General features: G+C 34.3%; 16 protein-coding genes and 1 tRNA gene. 5 read left to right on the forward strand and 12 right to left on the reverse strand.

The window, feature by feature from the left end; genetic code table 11:
- Positions 1-73: 73 nt before the first annotated feature.
- Positions 74-751: a M15 family metallopeptidase gene (locus tag AC1RRU_RS03190; RefSeq protein ID WP_011274515.1), complete on the forward strand. Its 678-nt coding sequence runs from the start codon at positions 74-76 to the stop codon at positions 749-751.
- 28 nt (positions 752-779) lie between these two features.
- On the opposite strand, the gene AC1RRU_RS03195 is transcribed toward AC1RRU_RS03190, so the two are convergent.
- The 4 genes from AC1RRU_RS03195 to panB form a co-directional block, all read right to left on the reverse strand.
- Positions 780-1,466, reverse strand: a complete 687-nt coding sequence (locus tag AC1RRU_RS03195; RefSeq protein WP_227489843.1) for a hypothetical protein — start codon at positions 1,464-1,466, stop codon at positions 780-782.
- A 390-nt stretch (positions 1,467-1,856) separates the two neighbouring features.
- On the reverse strand, positions 1,857-2,240 hold the full coding sequence (gene panD, locus AC1RRU_RS03200; RefSeq protein WP_011274512.1) for an aspartate 1-decarboxylase: 384 nt from the start codon (positions 2,238-2,240) through the stop codon (positions 1,857-1,859).
- A 6-nt stretch (positions 2,241-2,246) separates the two neighbouring features.
- Positions 2,247-3,098, reverse strand: coding sequence for a pantoate--beta-alanine ligase (gene panC, locus AC1RRU_RS03205; RefSeq protein ID WP_016930527.1), 852 nt, complete (start codon positions 3,096-3,098; stop codon positions 2,247-2,249).
- Positions 3,091-3,909 carry a 3-methyl-2-oxobutanoate hydroxymethyltransferase gene (gene panB / locus AC1RRU_RS03210; RefSeq protein WP_016930526.1) on the reverse strand — a complete coding sequence of 273 codons (819 nt, stop codon included), beginning with the start codon at positions 3,907-3,909 and terminating at the stop codon, positions 3,091-3,093. Before panB ends, panC begins: the two co-directional genes overlap by 8 nt.
- Positions 3,910-4,179: 270 nt before the next feature.
- Here panB and AC1RRU_RS03215 point away from each other — a divergent pair, with 270 nt between their 5' ends.
- Positions 4,180-5,028, forward strand: coding sequence for an oxidoreductase (locus tag AC1RRU_RS03215; protein ID WP_033079882.1), 849 nt, complete (start codon positions 4,180-4,182; stop codon positions 5,026-5,028).
- 52 nt (positions 5,029-5,080) lie between these two features.
- On the opposite strand, the gene AC1RRU_RS03220 is transcribed toward AC1RRU_RS03215, so the two are convergent.
- The 6 genes from AC1RRU_RS03220 to AC1RRU_RS03245 are packed head-to-tail and all read right to left on the reverse strand — an operon-like array spanning position 5,081 to position 10,677.
- Positions 5,081-5,998, reverse strand: a complete 918-nt coding sequence (locus AC1RRU_RS03220) for a D-ribose ABC transporter substrate-binding protein (protein ID WP_016930525.1) — start codon at positions 5,996-5,998, stop codon at positions 5,081-5,083.
- A gap of 19 nt (positions 5,999-6,017) precedes the next feature.
- Entirely contained in the window at positions 6,018-6,956 is a 939-nt protein-coding gene (locus AC1RRU_RS03225; protein WP_011274507.1) for an ABC transporter permease subunit, read from the reverse strand.
- Positions 6,937-8,433, reverse strand: a complete 1,497-nt coding sequence (locus tag AC1RRU_RS03230; protein ID WP_016930523.1) for a sugar ABC transporter ATP-binding protein — start codon at positions 8,431-8,433, stop codon at positions 6,937-6,939. Before AC1RRU_RS03230 ends, AC1RRU_RS03225 begins: the two co-directional genes overlap by 20 nt.
- Positions 8,434-8,445: 12 nt before the next feature.
- On the reverse strand, positions 8,446-8,835 hold the full coding sequence (gene rbsD / locus AC1RRU_RS03235) for a D-ribose pyranase (RefSeq protein ID WP_011274505.1): 390 nt from the start codon (positions 8,833-8,835) through the stop codon (positions 8,446-8,448).
- Entirely contained in the window at positions 8,828-9,709 is an 882-nt protein-coding gene (rbsK, locus tag AC1RRU_RS03240; protein WP_011274504.1) for a ribokinase, read from the reverse strand. The genes rbsD and rbsK overlap by 8 nt, the downstream gene beginning before the upstream one ends.
- Positions 9,709-10,677 carry a LacI family DNA-binding transcriptional regulator gene (locus AC1RRU_RS03245; RefSeq protein WP_037558264.1) on the reverse strand — a complete coding sequence of 323 codons (969 nt, stop codon included), beginning with the start codon at positions 10,675-10,677 and terminating at the stop codon, positions 9,709-9,711. Before AC1RRU_RS03245 ends, rbsK begins: the two co-directional genes overlap by 1 nt.
- Positions 10,678-10,918: 241 nt before the next feature.
- Between AC1RRU_RS03245 and AC1RRU_RS03250 the strand changes: the two genes are divergently transcribed.
- A complete protein-coding gene (locus tag AC1RRU_RS03250; protein ID WP_493196442.1) occupies positions 10,919-11,782 on the forward strand; it encodes a hypothetical protein in 864 nt (287 codons plus the stop codon).
- A gap of 279 nt (positions 11,783-12,061) precedes the next feature.
- Here AC1RRU_RS03250 and AC1RRU_RS03255 read toward each other — a convergent pair whose 3' ends face one another.
- A complete protein-coding gene (locus AC1RRU_RS03255) occupies positions 12,062-12,931 on the reverse strand; it encodes a YdeJ family lipoprotein (protein ID WP_493196444.1) in 870 nt (289 codons plus the stop codon).
- Positions 12,932-13,478: 547 nt separating this feature from the next.
- On the reverse strand, positions 13,479-14,342 hold the full coding sequence (locus AC1RRU_RS03260; RefSeq protein WP_048667812.1) for a trypsin-like serine peptidase: 864 nt from the start codon (positions 14,340-14,342) through the stop codon (positions 13,479-13,481).
- Between the two features lie 225 nt (positions 14,343-14,567).
- Between AC1RRU_RS03260 and AC1RRU_RS03265 the strand changes: the two genes are divergently transcribed.
- Positions 14,568-14,657, forward strand: a tRNA-Ile gene (locus tag AC1RRU_RS03265).
- Positions 14,658-15,026: 369 nt separating this feature from the next.
- Entirely contained in the window at positions 15,027-17,273 is a 2,247-nt protein-coding gene (lip, locus tag AC1RRU_RS03270; RefSeq protein WP_011274497.1) for a YSIRK-targeted triacylglycerol lipase, read from the forward strand.
- Positions 17,274-17,418: the final 145 nt, after the last annotated feature.

Raw genomic sequence — 17,418 nt, forward strand, 5'->3', positions numbered from 1 at the left:
TTGTATTTTTATGCTAATGTTACATTGTGATGAATAATATGATATTAAAATATTTTTGAAAAGGAATTATATTGTGAAGAAGTTTCTTACAATTTTAATTTTGAGCACCTTAATTTTATGTGCTTGTAACTTTGAACAAGACGTAGAAAATAAGCATGATCGTAATGCATCGACTAAAACTACTGGCAATGAACAAAAGAAAAAGGAAGTCATAAACGGTAGAACATACTATGACGGCATTTTAATCGTTAATAAAACAACTAAACTACCATCTGATTACAATCCTGGTGAGAAACCTAAAGCACAACGTGCATTACAACGAATGTTTACTGATGCAGAAAAAGATGGTGTGAGTCTTTATAAGATTAGTGGATTTAGAAGTTATGAAACACAAGTGAATCTATACAATCAATATGTTGCGCGTGATGGCGAGCAAGCCGCTGATCGTTATAGTGCACGTCCTGGCACTTCCGAGCACCAAAGTGGGTTAAGTTATGATGTGGGTGCTATTGGATCAGCTTGCAATTTACGTGAACAGTTTGGAGAAACAAAGGAAGGACAATGGATTGCGCGAAATGCCCATCGTTATGGTTTTATCATCCGTTATCCAAAAGGTAAAGAACAGATCACAGGCTACCAATATGAACCGTGGCATTTGCGTTACCTAGGAAAAAACAATGCGGCTAAAGTACAACACTCTGGCCAAGCCTTAGAGGAATATGTTAGATATAAAGATCGCTCAGAAAGCTAATTTATTGCATTCTGAGCGTTTTTATATACTATTTAACCTTTTTTTCTTTAACTACATTTCCATTAGCATCAAGCTTTTGAATTTTGTCATTCATATTTCTATAAGAACCAACGATTTCTCCATCTTGATTGCGATATTGTACCGACCAATCTCCATTTGAATTAAGTAACTTCACATCTTCCCACAAATAACCTGAATCTGTTAAACTAACACCTTCAAAATCTGCAATAATTTGATAGATTTGATTTCTAAGATGTAATCCTACGCCACCCAATCTCTCCAACTGTTTATAAGAGATTCCATTCTCATCATAACTAATGTCAGAATACTTATTATCAATATGCATTTTACTTACTAATTCTGGCAATGCTTTATTATTTTTATTTTTTAAATAGACATCTTTTAAATTTACTTCTCTTCCATGTTGCATTAATTCATTATAATCAATGATTGCAGCTTGCGTTCCTCCTAAGAATATCTTCTCATTATTCACACCGATGATTGCAACAAAATTTCGCTTATCAGGATATACAGTATAAAAATGCATATCTTTTGGCGCGTTTGCAACAGGTTTATCATGCTTAACTAACGTGAAATCGACTAATTTATAATGATACTCCCCAGCTGGTGCTATAGCTAAATAAAATCCAGTTAAAATTTCATTTTTAGTTAATGTATATTGGTCAACATGGTCGACGCAAAAAGCTAAAGCCAATTTTTTCCTTTTCAGAAAAGTTAGGTATAATATCTTTGTTTTTTTCTTCATCTTTCTTTTTATTGTCAACCTTGTCTTGTTTTTTATTGTCTTTTGTTGTCTTAGTATCCGTTAGTTTCGTATGAAATTCCGTTTTATTTTCTTTAGATGGTTCATGTGTACTGCAGGCTGTTAACACTCACATAAACGTGGTGCTAAGTAATAGAAATTTTTTCATTAAAGATCCCTCTAATCTTATAACACTTTTATATAATATTATTATACTATACAAATGTTATAAATTTAGGTAATGTTTATAACACTCTGATACATAGCCCACACAAAAATCCGATAGCTTTTAAGCTACCGGATCCAATCAATTTTACTATTTTAGACTGCCGTCACACTTATTTATTTGATTATTGTTCCTTCTTTTTCATGAATCATTTGAATAATTTCATTCTTTTCATTCATAACAGCCACTTTAGGCGCATGGTCAACTAATTCACGTTCATCTAATTGTACATAGGTCATAATAATCACCACATCGTCAACTTCAACTAATCGAGATGCTGCACCATTAAGACAAATCTTGCCACTACCTCGTTCACCAGCAATAACATATGTTTCAAAGCGAGCACCATTATTGTTATTTACAATGGCTACCTTTTCATTAGGTAAAATATCGACTGCGTCTAAGATATCGGCATCAATCGTAATACTTCCAACATAATTTAAATTTGATTCAGTCACACGTGCTCTATGGATCTTACCGTTCATCATCGTTCTAATCATAACTTACTATTCACTTCCTAAAATTATATTATCTATCAATCGTGCTTTCGAGAATTTAACAGCTAAAGATATAAAAATTTGTCCTTGTATTTCTGTCGCAACTTCTAAATCAGGGTAACTATAAATTGCAACTTCATCAATATGACCACTTGTATGTTCCGATAAATATGTCTTAATCTCACCAACAATAATATGGCTACGTCGTTCTCCTTGTTTATACAATGTTTGAGCTATTTCCAAACTTTTACTCAAGTGAACAGCTTCTTGTCTCTCGTCGTCAGTTAAATATACATTTCGCGAACTACGTGCAAGTCCATCCTCTTCACGTACAATATCAATACCTACAATTTGAATTGGATGATTAAAATCTTCTACCATTTTTTCAACAATTGCGAGCTGTTGTGCATCTTTCTTACCAAAGTATGCTTTATTAGGACTCACAATATTAAATAACTTGTTTACGACCGTAACTACACCATCGAAATGACCTGGACGTTGTGCACCTTCTAAGACTTCCGCTAGACGTCCTACCTTTAATGTGACACTTAGCTCGTTTGGGTACATTTCTTCTACTGCTGGATGGAATACATAATCAACATTAATTGCTTCAACTAAGGCTACATCTTGATCAATTTGACGTGGATAGGCATCGAAATCTTCGTTTGGACCAAATTGTAGAGGGTTTACAAATACACTAATCACAGTAATATCATTCTCTTCAACTGAGCGACGCATCATACTCAAATGACCTTCATGTAAGGCTCCCATCGTTGGAACGAAGCCAATCGTTTTACCTGTACGCTTCAATTCCTGTGTAATTTGTTGCATCTCAGATACGGTTTGAATCACTTTAGTCATTGCTGTTTACCTCATTCAATATCTTTTTCTTATATGTGTGGGCTTCAGCTGGAAAAGTCCCTGCCTTAACTTCTTCGTCATAATGTTTGATGGCATCAATTCCTACTGAAAAATCGCCAAATTGTTTTACAAATTTAGCATAGCGATCAACGCCATAATTTAACATATCGTGATAAACCAATACTTGACCATCTGTGTCTTTTCCTGCTCCAATACCAATAACGGGTATATCTAATTGCTCACTAATTAAACCAGCTAAGTCACTTGGAATCGCTTCTAATACTAAAGCCACTGCGCCTGCTTCTTGAACTGCATGTGCCTCTTGAATTAACTGTTCAGCCGCATCTTTCGTGCTACCTTGTAATCGATATCCCATAACACCAACGCTTTGTGGCATTAATCCTAGATGCGCTACGATTGGTATTCCAATTTGTGTTGATTTCTTAATGAAATTAACTAAATGTGCACCTTCTGCTTTTAACGCATTGGCATTTGTTTCCTGATAAAGTGTTATCGCATTTTTCAAATCATGTTCATCACTTACACCAACTGCGCCAATTGGTAAGTCCACTACTACAAAAGTATCATCAGCACCTCTACGTACCGCTTTGCCGTGATGAATCATGTCTTCTAATGTCACTTGTGTTGTCGTTTCATAACCTAGTACCGTCATTCCAAGTGAATCACCAACTAAAATCATATCTATATTTGCATCCTGTGCTTGTTTGGCACTTGGAAAGTCATATGCTGTAATCATCGAAATTTTCGTTTTGTCTTGTTTCATTTCAACTAATTTTGCTAAATTTTTCATTTTAAATTAACTCCTATTATTTATGTCCACATTTTTAAACAAAACTTTATAAATTGCTAGTCCATTATTTCAACTCAATATTATATATCAACTTCCATATAAAATCATATCATTTTCTGTTCTAAGATTTATCTTTGTTTATCCATCTTTTTTAGTTTAAACAATAATTTACATAGAAAAGTAAAATGATTATACTATATGATTATATTTAAAGTGCGCACATGCTCCTGTACATATTTGTGTGGACCTAACCAGAAAGGAAAGTTTAAAATGAAAATTGCTGTTATTGGACCAGGTGCGGTTGGTACGACGATTGCTTATGAACTGCAACAATCACTGCCAAACGTTACATTAATCGGTCGTTCTAATAAGATAATGACCCTCCAACCTGCAAATGAAACTATTAAAGTCCAAAGTATTGATGACATAAATACGCAATTTGATGTTATTATCATTGCGGTTAAAACGCACCAACTTAATCCACTAATTCCAAAATTACATCACTTCGCACATAATGAAACATGCTTTATTTTAGCTCAAAATGGTTATGGCTTATTGCCGCAACTTCCTTTCAATCGCAAATATCAGGCAGTCGTATACATAAGTGGTCAAAAGTCTGGAAACGAAGTGGTACATTTCCGAGACTACCGTTTACATTTGCAAAAAGATACTACCACAACACATCTAAAAGCATTATTCGATACAACCAAAATTGAAATTGTTTTAGAAGACAATATTGAAGAAAAAATTTGGTATAAATTATTAGTGAATTTAGGTATTAATTCTATAACTGCACTTGGTCACAATACTGCTCAAATCTTAAAAATTAACGAAGTCAAACATCTATGTCGTCAATTATTAAAAGAAGGTCATCAAGTAGCCGAAGCATCAGGTATACAGTTCCCACATACAATCGTCGATGACATTATGCAAATCTATGCCGGCTATCCTGATTATATGGGGACAAGTATGTATTACGATATAATCAATCATCAGCCATTAGAAATCGAAGCAATACAAGGATTTATCTTTAGACAGGCAAAATCTCATAACGTGAACACACCACATTTAGATACAATTTATGCATTGTTACGTTCTCATCAATCACTTATTAATTAAAAAAGATTCTGAGATGATTTACAGTCTCAGAATCTTTTTATTTCAAACATATTTAGTTCTTACTTTGTTTTAATTTTAAAGGCACTTTAATTTGTTTATTTACAGAATCGCCTTTCATTAGGCCATTAACCACTTTAATTGCTTCTTTACCCATAAGTTCAGGTTGTTGAGCTATTGTCGCATCTAGTTTGCCATTTTTTATTGATTTCATTGCATCCTCGTTGCCATCAAATCCAATGACTTGAATATCCTTGTCCCCAATAGCTTCAATGGCACCAAGTGCCATTTCATCATTTTGAGCAAAGATTGCTTTGATATTTGGATGCGCTTCTAGCATATTTTGCGTTACGTTTAATCCTTCTGCTCTATCAAACTTCGCACTTTGTTTGGCAATTACTTTTAACTGTTTATCAGCAATCTCATGGAAGCCTTTTCCTCTTTCTCTCGTCGCACTTGCGCCTGGAACTCCTTCAAGTTCTCCTACTTTTGCATTTTTACCTACTTTATCAACTAAATACTTACCAGCCATTTTACCGCCTTCAACGTTATCGGATGCGATAAATGACGCAACGTCTCCTTTATCCACTGATCTATCTAATGTGATTACAGGAATACCCTCATTGTTCGCTGACTCCACAGCACTTGAAATCGCACTTGAATCTGTTGGATTAACAATTAAGTAATCAACTTGTTGTTGAATTAAATCTTCAATGTCATTCGTTTGCTTAGCTGAATCGTCTCGAGCATCTACAACTTTAACTTTCATTCCTTGAGCTTTAGCATCTTTTTCAATTCCATTTTTAATTTTAACGAAGAATGGATTATTTAAAGTTGAAATACTTACGCCTATTGTAATTTCTGATTTTTTCTTATTGGTTTTGCCATTTTTATCATTTTTCAATGGTGATTCTAAGGAACACGCTGCTAAAAATAGGACGAGTGCTAATGTAATGGCTAATAATTTTTTCATATTGTTATCCTGCTTTCTCTTATTTTTTACGATCAATTAATACCGCAATTAAAATAACTACACCTTTAACGACTTGTTGGTAGAATGAAGAAACACCAAGTAAATTTAATCCATTATTTAAAACACCTATAATAAGTACACCTATTAATGTTCCAACAATTCGTCCTTTACCACCTGTTAATGACGTACCACCAAGTACTACGGCAGCAATAGCGTCTAACTCATAAGAAGTACCCGCTGTTGGTTGTGCAGAATTTAAACGTGATGTTAATATGCCTCCTGCTAACGCTGACATTAGCCCTGAAATTCCATAAATTAAAATTTTAATTTTATTAACTTTAATACCTGAAATTTTAGCAGCTACTTCATTCCCACCAATTGCATATGTATGACGTCCAAACGTTGTTTTTTGAAGAATAATAAGCAAAATCACAAACACGATAATCATTGTTACTGCTGGTACTGGAATACCGATAAAGTAGCCCTTACCAAATAATTGGAATAAATAACTATCCCCTAAATTTGTTATTGGATTTCCGTCAGTAATAACTAATGTTAATCCACGGAAAATCGTCATCGTCGCAAGTGTTGCAATAAATGGCGCCATATTTCCTTTAGTAACTAATAAACCGTTCACTGCACCTAAAACAAAACCAATCAGTACGCCAATAATTAATGCAATTATTGGGTCAACACCACTCGTAATCATTAATGCAATAAACGCCGATGATAATGCAAGAATTGAACCAACTGATAAGTCTATACCACCAGTTAAGATAATGAATGTCATACCAAAGGCAATCAGACCATTGATAGAAATTTGTCTTAATAAATTGAGTAAATTAGATAAATCTAAAAATGATGGGTTTAAAATACTCACTACAATAATTAGTAAAATCAGACCAATAAATGGAATAATCTTTTCCATGAACGATGTTTTAGCTGTTAACTGTTTCATTTAAAGTTCCCCCTGTAGCTAAAGTCATAATATTTTCTTCTGTAATTTCATTTCCTGTTAGATCCCCTTTGATATTACCTTCGTGAACGACCATCACTCTATCGCTCATACCAATGACTTCAGGCAATTCAGATGAGACCATAATAATAGACACACCACGATCCGTAAGTTCATTCATAAGTTGATAAATCTCTCTTTTTGCTCCGACATCAATACCTCGTGTAGGCTCATCTAAAATAATGATTTGCGCACCGGTACCAATCCACTTTGCTAATACGACCTTTTGTTGATTACCACCTGATAATGAGCCAGCCGGCAGTCTACCTGGAGATTTAATATTAAGTCTTTTACGCATCGTATCAACAAATTGCTCAGAACTTTTATCGTCTACGATGCCATGTTTTGAAAAACTAAATAACGAAGGTAACACCATATTGTCTTGAATGGAGAAGTCTAAGATTAACCCTTCTTCTTTACGATTCTCAGTTATAAAAGCAAGTCCATGTTTCATCGCTTCGATTGGAGACGTTATAGATACTGTTTGTCCTTTAATTTCAATTTCATTATCTGCTTTATCGACACCGAACAAACTTCTCATCATTTCTGTACGACCTGCCCCCATTAGACCACTCACGCCCAATATTTCACCTTTTTTAAGATAAAATGATTGATTCTCAATATGATGTAGCGGATTATTAAGTCGCTTTACATTTAAAACAATATCTTGTGGTTCATACGTTCTATCTGGAAACTGTTCATCTAATTCACGTCCAACCATTGCTTTAACAATTTGGTTGTATGTTAGATTTGTCGTTTCATCATACATAACAGAAACGCCATCACGCATCACTGTTATTTCATCCGAAATCTCAAAAATTTCAGCCATTCTATGTGAAATGTATACAAAGGACACACCTTTAGCTTTTAAATTATGAATCATGTCGAACAAACGTCGTATTTCTTTATCTGTTAATGTTGCTGTTGGTTCATCCATAATAATGATTTGTGCTTTTGTCATCATCGCTTTAGCTATTTCTATCATTTGTTGCTCACCAATTGAGCAATCTTTGACCACTTTGTTTAATGGAATATAGAAATCTAATTCTTTAAACACTTGCTCAGCTTGTTGCTTCATTTCTTTTTTATTTAGTATTCCTATTTTGTTTCTGATTTCTTTTCCAACGAACAAGTTATCAAGCACTGTTAATTCTGGATATAAATTCAGTTCTTGGTGAATAAATGTTAATCCTTTTTCTTCCGCTTCTTTAGGATTGTTATAGTCGATCTCAATATCAGAATTAGTGATAACACCTTGGTCTTTTTTATGAATCCCAACTAAAATTTTCATGAGTGTTGATTTACCAGCCCCATTTTCTCCCATTAGTGCATGCACTGTACCTGGCTTTAGAGTAAAATCAACTCCCTTTAGAACCTCGTTGTCCCCGAAGTCTTTATGGATATTAGTCATTTGAATCATTAATTTCACCCCTTAAAATATGACACCACTTTGAAGTATGATGTTTGCATATGGCGTTGCTTCCCCTGTTCGAATAATTGCTTTAGCGTTTTTAGTTAATGCTTTAAATGTTTCATGATTAACTTGTTCTATTTCTGAAAAGTCCTTTGTCACTTGTTCAAAGATAGGTGCATTGTCTACTTCCATTTCTTCAGCTATCGTTACGTGTTCAATTTCCATGTGTTGCTTAAGTACTTCATAAACTTCTAGAAAACTTGGCTGTCCTAATGTTAAAGCAAGGTCAATCTTCTTAACGTCTTTAGGAACGGGTAACCCACAATCAGCTATTACAATTTGATCTGTATGTCCTAAATCACTGAGCACTTTTGAAATGTCGCTATTTAATATGCCTGTTTTATACATCTAATTCACCTGCAATTTCTGAAAAGGTTGGCATGCCACCTTGAGCGCCCATACCTGTTACTGAATGACTTGCTGCTAAGTTCGCAAGTTTAAGTGCTTGTGCAATTGAATATCCTTTTTGTAATCCTACTGCGAAAGCACCATTGAATGTATCTCCAGCACCTGTTGTATCTTTAACTTCTCGCTTAAATCCATCAATTTGAACCTTTTCAGTGCCGTTATGATACATAGCACCTTTATCTCCTAATGTAATTATTAACTTGTTAGGGTAACGCTCTAATGCTTTATCAATGTCAGTTTGGAACATTGCATTGCTCTCTGTTTCATTAGGTGTAATGTACGTTGCTTTATCAATAACATCTGCCTCTACTTCTCGGAATGGCGCTGGGTTAAGAATTGATATCATATCGTGTTCATCGCAATATAAAACGACATCTCTTACTGTTTCAGCGGGAATTTCTTGTTGAATTAAAACAATGTCACCTGCTTGAGCTTGACTTAAAGCTTCCAACGCGTAATCTGACGTAACATAGTTATTAGCTGAAGGTACAACGATGATGCTATTATCATTGTCAGATAAAGTGATATGTGCCGTACCAGATGCAGATTGTGTAACGGGTTTCAGAAATGTCGTTAAAACATGATTGTCTTCTAAGTTTGTAAAAATTTGATTCCCGAAGTCATCATCACCGATGCGTCCTACCATATAAACATCATCACCGAGTCTTGCAGCCGCTACTGCTTGGTTTGCCCCTTTTCCACCAGGTGTTGTAAAAAATGACTCACCTAAAACGGTTTCACCTTTACTTGGTACTTTATTTGTAGAAACTACTAAATCAATGGATAAGCTTCCAACTACATATATACTTGTCATTATTTCTTCCTCCTTGTAGATTCTCTGTGAATAACATCAACATCCAATACGACTTTCGTCGTTACGTCATTATGTTCTAATTGATTAATCAAACCTAATGCTGCTTGTTTCCCAATTTCATACGCAGGTTGTTCTATCGTTGTCAGACTTGGATAAAATAACTTGGCTAATGGAATATCATCATATCCAATGACTTGTACATCATATGGAATATGGAAGTGTAAATCATGTAACCATTTCATGATTTTAAGCGCAGATACGTCGTTACTACATATCACACTATCGATATGGTTATGGTTAACATATGCTTTCAGTTTATCAATTGTGATGTCATGCTCATCCTCAATCCACAATTGAATGTCATGGTTCTTTAGAGTAGTCCTTGCACCATTAAATCGTTCTTCAAAAGAGCGATAATTCAAATCTTGATGTAACAATAGTACACGCTGTGCATTTCCTTTAATAATTGTCTCAGCTTGTAGTTTCCCACCTTTATAATGGTCCGCTTCTATACATTGCTGATTATCTGTTACACGGTCAATAAGTACATAGGGTAATTGATATGAATTAAACTGATCAAAGGCAAATTGAGTTGATAACTGTGAAGCAATAACGCCACTACAATTATTCACTTTAAAAGTGGTTAGATAGTTTAGTTCTTTATGCTCTTGCATTTCACCATTGCCAATCATGACGTGGTACCCTTTTTGAATTGCTGTGTCCTCTACACCTTTAGCAACAATCGTAAAGAACGGGTTACTCATATCTGGTAACAACAATCCAATTGTTTTTGATTTTTTCGTAAATAAAGTTCTTGCAGTCTCATTTGGATAATAATCTAATTCTTTGATGACTTGTTCAATTCGTTTACGTGTAGCCTCTTTCACATAACCACTTTTATTAATTACTCTTGAGACTGTGGCTACTGACACATTTGCTTGTTGAGCCACTTCTTTAATCGTTCTCACTTTGCCACTCCTTTTATGTAATCGCTTACATGAAAATTTATCACTTTTTTCTTTTAAATGCAATATTAAATAAAACATTTATAAATTAACTCTTTTGTGAATGGCCGTCGTCTTAATATTTATGTTTATTGATATATCGCGACTTTTTAATTTTGGAATTATACACATCGTAAAAAGAATATGATACTATATAATTAATTTTCAAAGTAAATATAGAATTGATGCAAAGGGGACCCAATTCTTGGATAAATCAACTCGTATACTAAATATTTTAACTTTGCTTCTTAAAGGTCACGTTGTTACGCAACACGACTTAAATCAATTTACTGATGTGAGTAAGAAATCGATTCAGCGTGATATTAATACCATTAACACGTTCTTTTATGAAAATGAGTTTTGGAGTCATAGTAATACTAGAGTCGTTTATAATCATCAATTGGCAGGATATGAACTTAAGCAAAAAACACAAAGTAAACATAGTTTAGGCATCCTTAGTTTACTCATTAAACTTCAAAGTTTAACACCCATATTGCATCACGATATTCACAAATTTTTACTTAGCTCAATCAGTTCAATGAAGGTTTCAGATAAACACGTTTTAATGAGTACGTTAAATCAATTTAAAATTAGACAGGAATTATTGCCCGGGAAAAATCTTATGATTTTACAAAAAGCGATTGTGAATAAAGATATTGTTCGCATTGAGCTTGAAGACAAAAAGATAGTCATTAAACCATTATCTATTTTGTATATGCATTATGATTATTGGTTTACGTATGAAGAGGATTATGAAATTGAGACGATTCTACTTCGTGATATCTTGTCTGTGAAAGTTTTAAATTTGAAATTCAAGAAGGATGGCACTTGTAATCCTGTTTTATTCCAAATACACACACACTTTTGGAACCAATTCCAACAGCAATTTTCTATTAAGGAAGTTGTTGAACGAAGTGAGGATTATATCGCAGTATGGGTGAATTGTACGCGTTTCGATGCGTACTATATCGCTTATCAATTAGCGCCACATGCTAAAATTCTAAAACCACAATCATATATTGATAGTTTTATAGAAAGATTAGATGAAATCAAAGATATTTATAAATAATGAAAGTGTTCGTAAAGTAGTTCATAGATAGATTTCGCTTGCTTAAGTTATTTCGCTTTCCTGTGGGAAAGGCTCTAAAGCAGTTCTTTGATTTTAATCATTAGAACTACTTACTTAAGTGTATAAACACTTAAGTTCCTTTCCCCAGCAAAGAGATTTTCGTAATTCATCTATGTATCTCCAAAATACAATAAAATTAGGCACCTCGTTAATTTATTGAACATCACTAAGCTAAATTAACGAGGTGCCTTATACATTGTTATCGTTTATTTTAAAGGTTTATTCTTCTTCGCAGTTTTCATCATATTTCGTAACGCTACCGTCTGAGGTTACAATATATGATCCAGCTAATTCACCATCTTTATCAGTAAATGAGAAACCCCAATCTCCGTCAGAATTTTTTTCTGGTTCTTTATATGTGTATGTGTCGGTATCTAAGGTATGACCTTCATATTCTTCGACTTTATCAATGACATTATCACGTGTCACCGTTTCGTCACTTGAACTACTATCAGAGTCTTCTGAGCTACTGTCATCTGAATTTGAACTATCATAATGTTCAGGTTGTCTAGGCGCATCAGATGTAATGTAACTTGCTACTTTTTCAATATCTGAATCTAAAGCATTCTTAATCTTCTTCGTTTGACCATTTTTCAAAATTCGAGCTGTTTCTTGTTTAGAGTAGCCATCTTCGGTCCAACGATGGTCTTGGAAATGACTTGGTACATCGTAAAATGTGACTGTCCCATCATTATTATCTTTAAAAGTAATGTGACCTAGAGCTGTAACGGATGGACTTAATACAACGGTTCCTTCAGGATATACTTCTGAAGCATCTTCATTATATGGATTAATCGGTTCACCGGACATATCTACAGGTTCATACGTATGGTCCTCTTCGTAAAATATGTCATCTGCGTCATTTCGTGCCGTCAGCCATATTTTAGCAAAGTATTCTTTCGTATTTTTATCATTACTATTAGCAGAATGTGCACTATTAGAACCACCACTAATAGAAATTTGTTTTGCGACTTTTTTATAATCTGAATCTTTGCCATATTTATGATATAAATCTTTAACATCAAGTTCATGTCCTAAGTCAGATTGAATAAATTGTCGGTATTTCCCTGGACTTTGCGTACCTATCACTGCTACTTTATCATCACTAACACCAATTAAAGTCGCGAATGGCCCTCTAGCAGGTGAAGCACTATAAAATGTCATCCCTTCTGGTGCGTCTTCAACTGCTTCTCCAGTTGCTTGTAATTCGTATTTATCTATACTTTTTTGAGTTTTCCCACCATTACCATTTTCACTATATGAATGACGTTTTAAATCATTTGCAGTTATGGCTACATTAGATACACTGTCATCACTTAATGCTAGTGCGACTTTCTCAGCTTGATTTAAGTCTTTAACACTGTTTTCTGAATTCGCATCATTATTTTTCTTATTATTAGTACTATTATCAGATTTCGAATTACTATCTTTATTCGATTTATCCGTTTGTGATGATTTGTTTTTATCGTCAGAAGCTCCATTTCCAAGTCCAAAGTCACTTAAACTACAACCAGCTAATAACATTGTTCCAGTCAGCGCACCAATCATTAAATAATTTCTCTTCATTTCTCTCCACCCTTTATTCCCTTTTTAAAATAAATTGCGAAACGCTTGTAATTCAATTTATTCAATCAGATTACTTAATATGTTGACGAACAAATTTGCCAACATATCCTTTGAAAGACTCTCCTCCAGAAGCTTCTTGCTTAGCATACATATCAGTCGCAGTACCACCTAAATTGTGTCCATACGTTCTCATACCGTACATTGTAGTATATTTGCTATTTAACATAGGCGAGCCTGACGCACCTGATCTAAAAATGTCTTTCGTTTGAATTTCTGAACCATTAGGAGAAAATTGTGTTACACGAAATTTACTAAGGTATGGTTTCGTATTGTCACCATTAATTTTTGAGTAACCTAATGAATATAGAGGTGTATTAAATTTCAATTTCTTAATTTCAGAATCTGTCGCAATACGCATTGGTTTAGCATACTTCGACATATTTTCTTTAGTGTGGACTATCGCAATATCATATTGCGGTACCTTAATGACTTCATTTGCATGAAAAGTATAAGGTATTGATTTACCATTACGATTCAATTGAAATTTAATATATTTTGGTGCTGCAGCTTTACCATATTTATCATCAATAACATGTCCATTTGTGACAAAGGTATGCGCACCAATTACCGTACCAGTACCCATTGAGTCTTGTCCTTTATATTCTGGAATCCCCACTTTCCAACCATTTAAATTCGAAACACGACCAATAGATTTCAAATTACTTTGGGATGCATTTGGATAATATTTGTTTGAAATTGAACTGTTACTGATCTTTTTAGCTTTTAAATATCCTGAGTACTCACCTGCATGCAAGCCATCATAGTAATAGTTACCAACAGCTTGCGCTTCATCACGATGACCAGCATACCCAAATATCGTTGTTCCAATTACTATACTTGCAATAAACGTTTTACCAAATTTTGATTTCCACATACTTTTCTCCTCAATACCTTTCTTTTATGTAATAACTATTTCACGACATACATCGCTCAATATAATAATTTATCAATATTATTATATGATATTAGACGGACAATATACGTCTTTAGAAGTATTAATTAATAAAACTTTAGACTTATTTTTTAATTTAATAACAAAAACAAAGTATTTTTTGTTTACAAAATAAATTGATAGATGTAAACTGTAAAATATATTAATGGAGGGGTACTCAAGCCTGGCTAAAGAGGCCAATCATTTATGATTGGTAGGAGCTTTTTGCTCGCGTTGGTTCAAATCCTTCCCTCTCCGCTATTTTACGACTGGAACGATTATCGTTTCAGTCTTTTTTTTGATTTAAAGATCGTTCCAACTCGTTGCCACATAGAATGATTCCTACTAAGTCATTGACAATTGTCAGTGAGTAAGGTTACTATTTGTTTAAATTACTTTGAAAGAGATACGTTATTTTCACTTAAGGTATCCTTGCAATACATATTTTTTACCTCATTATGTAAACGCTTTCTCTTTTGAAATGAAAGGGAGGTCATTATGGAAGCTGTTAAAGCAATCTTTAGCAAATTGTTTGAATTCTTGCCACGAGCAATCATTAATTTATTTATCTAATATGGATTCATAGATTTACATTTTCAAAAATTAAATAAAATAGAGGTGCTGTTTATGAAAACAAGAGAGAACAGATTTAGTATTCGTAAATTGAGCGTAGGCGCGTCATCAGTTGTAGTAGCAACGTTGCTATTCATGGGAGGTAGCTCAGCACAGGCAGCCGAGAAACAACAGGAAGTGGGAACTCCTGAAACGGCGTCAGCACAATCTATTGGGGATAAAGACACACACGCGACTCAAAAGGGACAAGTTCAATCAACTGAACAAGATAAGTCGCAAGCGTCTCAAACTGAAAATAATACAAATAATTCACAAACTAGCTTACATAATGAACATAATCAAACAGACGATGCATCTACAACGAATGAAACTACTTCAACTTCAGATGAGACGCATCAAAGTACCACTGTAAAATCTGAGAAGCCAACTTCAAATAGCGATAACCAACAAAATGAAGCTAAACAAACTTCTCAACAATCACTTTCAACTGATACACAAACTTCTAAACCAACTACTAACGACGGCATAACAACGCAACAATCTGAATCATCTAAACAGGAAAAACCGTCAACACAATCAACTGATACAGCTTCTAAAGAAGACGACACAACTAAGAAAACAACTGCACATACGCAATCACAAACTGATGAAACGTCTGATAATAAAAAAGAAGCATTAAATCAACCACATTCAAATGTTGTTAAATCTGAAGATGCAAATACTTCTTCAAATGAAATTAATCCAAACACAATTAAATCAACTGAACAACAACAGTCAACAGAATCAAATACGTCAGATAAACCAAAAGTCGACAATCAACAAGCACAATCACAACCAAAGGATAATGACGACAATCAAGGTGACGCACTTAAAACCGCAACACAAGCTCAGCAACAAACGTTAACTAAGAAGGAAGCGACAACTTCTGAAGTAACGAATCGTCTTAATACACAAAATAGCGATAATAATATTTCAATTGATGGGCAAACTAACCCTACTTTAGATAGTGATAAGTCTTCTAAACAAAATAAAGATGCACAATCTGGGTTAAATACACTTAAAAATAACGCAGTCGCAACGACAAACACTCAATCTAAATCACAAGCTGCAACTGGAACGAAAGATCAAACCAATAAAGTTGCGAAACAAGCTCAGTATAAAAATCAAGACCCTATTATTTTAGTTCACGGATTTAATGGCTTTACTGATGACATAAACCCATCCGTACTAGCGCACTATTGGGGTGGCGATAAATTAAACATACGCCAGGATTTAGAAGAGAACGGCTATGAATCTTATGAAGCGAGCATTAGTGCGTTTGGTAGTAACTACGATCGTGCTGTCGAACTTTATTACTATATTAAAGGTGGAACTGTGGATTATGGTGCTGCACACGCTGCCAAATATGGTCATGAACGTTACGGTAAAACATATGAAGGCGTATATAAAGATTGGCAACCAGGCCAAAAAGTACATCTTGTCGGACATAGTATGGGCGGTCAAACGATTCGTCAATTAGAAGCATTATTAAGAAATGGTAATCCAGAAGAACAAGAATATCAACATGTACATGGAGGCGATATTTCACCTTTATATCAAGGTCAAAACGATAATATGATTTCATCAATTACGACACTTGGAACGCCACATAACGGCACACATGCATCAGATTTATTAGGTAACGAAGCGCTTATTCGTCAAGTTGTCTTTGACGCAGGAAAAGTACTTGGCAATAAAGATTCACGTGTAGACTTCGGTCTGTCTCAATGGGGTCTAAAACAACAGCCTAACGAGTCTTACGTTGACTATGTCAAACGTGTTAAAGATTCAAAATTATGGCAAACCAAAGACAATGGCTTTTATGATTTAACACGTGAAGGCGCGACAAACCTTAACCGTCAAACATCATTAAACCCTAATATTGTGTATAAAACTTACACAGGAGAATCAACACACGCATCATTATTTGGACGTCAAAAATCAGATTTAATTTTATTCTTCCCATTCACCCTAACTGCTAATGTAATTGGTAAAGCAGCTGAAAAAGAATGGCGAGAGAATGATGGCTTAGTGTCTGTTATTTCATCACAACATCCATTTAATCAAGCGTATACACAAGCAACGGATACAAATCAAAAAGGGATTTGGCAAGTTACACCAACGAAACATGATTGGGATCATGTCGATTTTGTTGGTCAAGACAGTTCTGACACAAAACGCACTAGAGCTGAATTACAACAATTTTGGCATGACTTAGCAGACGATTTAGTTCAAAGTGAGAATTTAACACGCAACGCTTAATACATCTCAACTCTTACCAAAAGGAGGTCAAGTTATGTCTGGTACTTTTCTTCAATTAATAGGTTCTTTATTTAACATCCTAAAAGTATTATTCTCGTAAATGCGTCATAAACATGATAAGCACCACCTATTAAAAAGCATTCGC

Source organism: Staphylococcus sp. GW821-FHT11H10 (assembly GCF_058807855.1).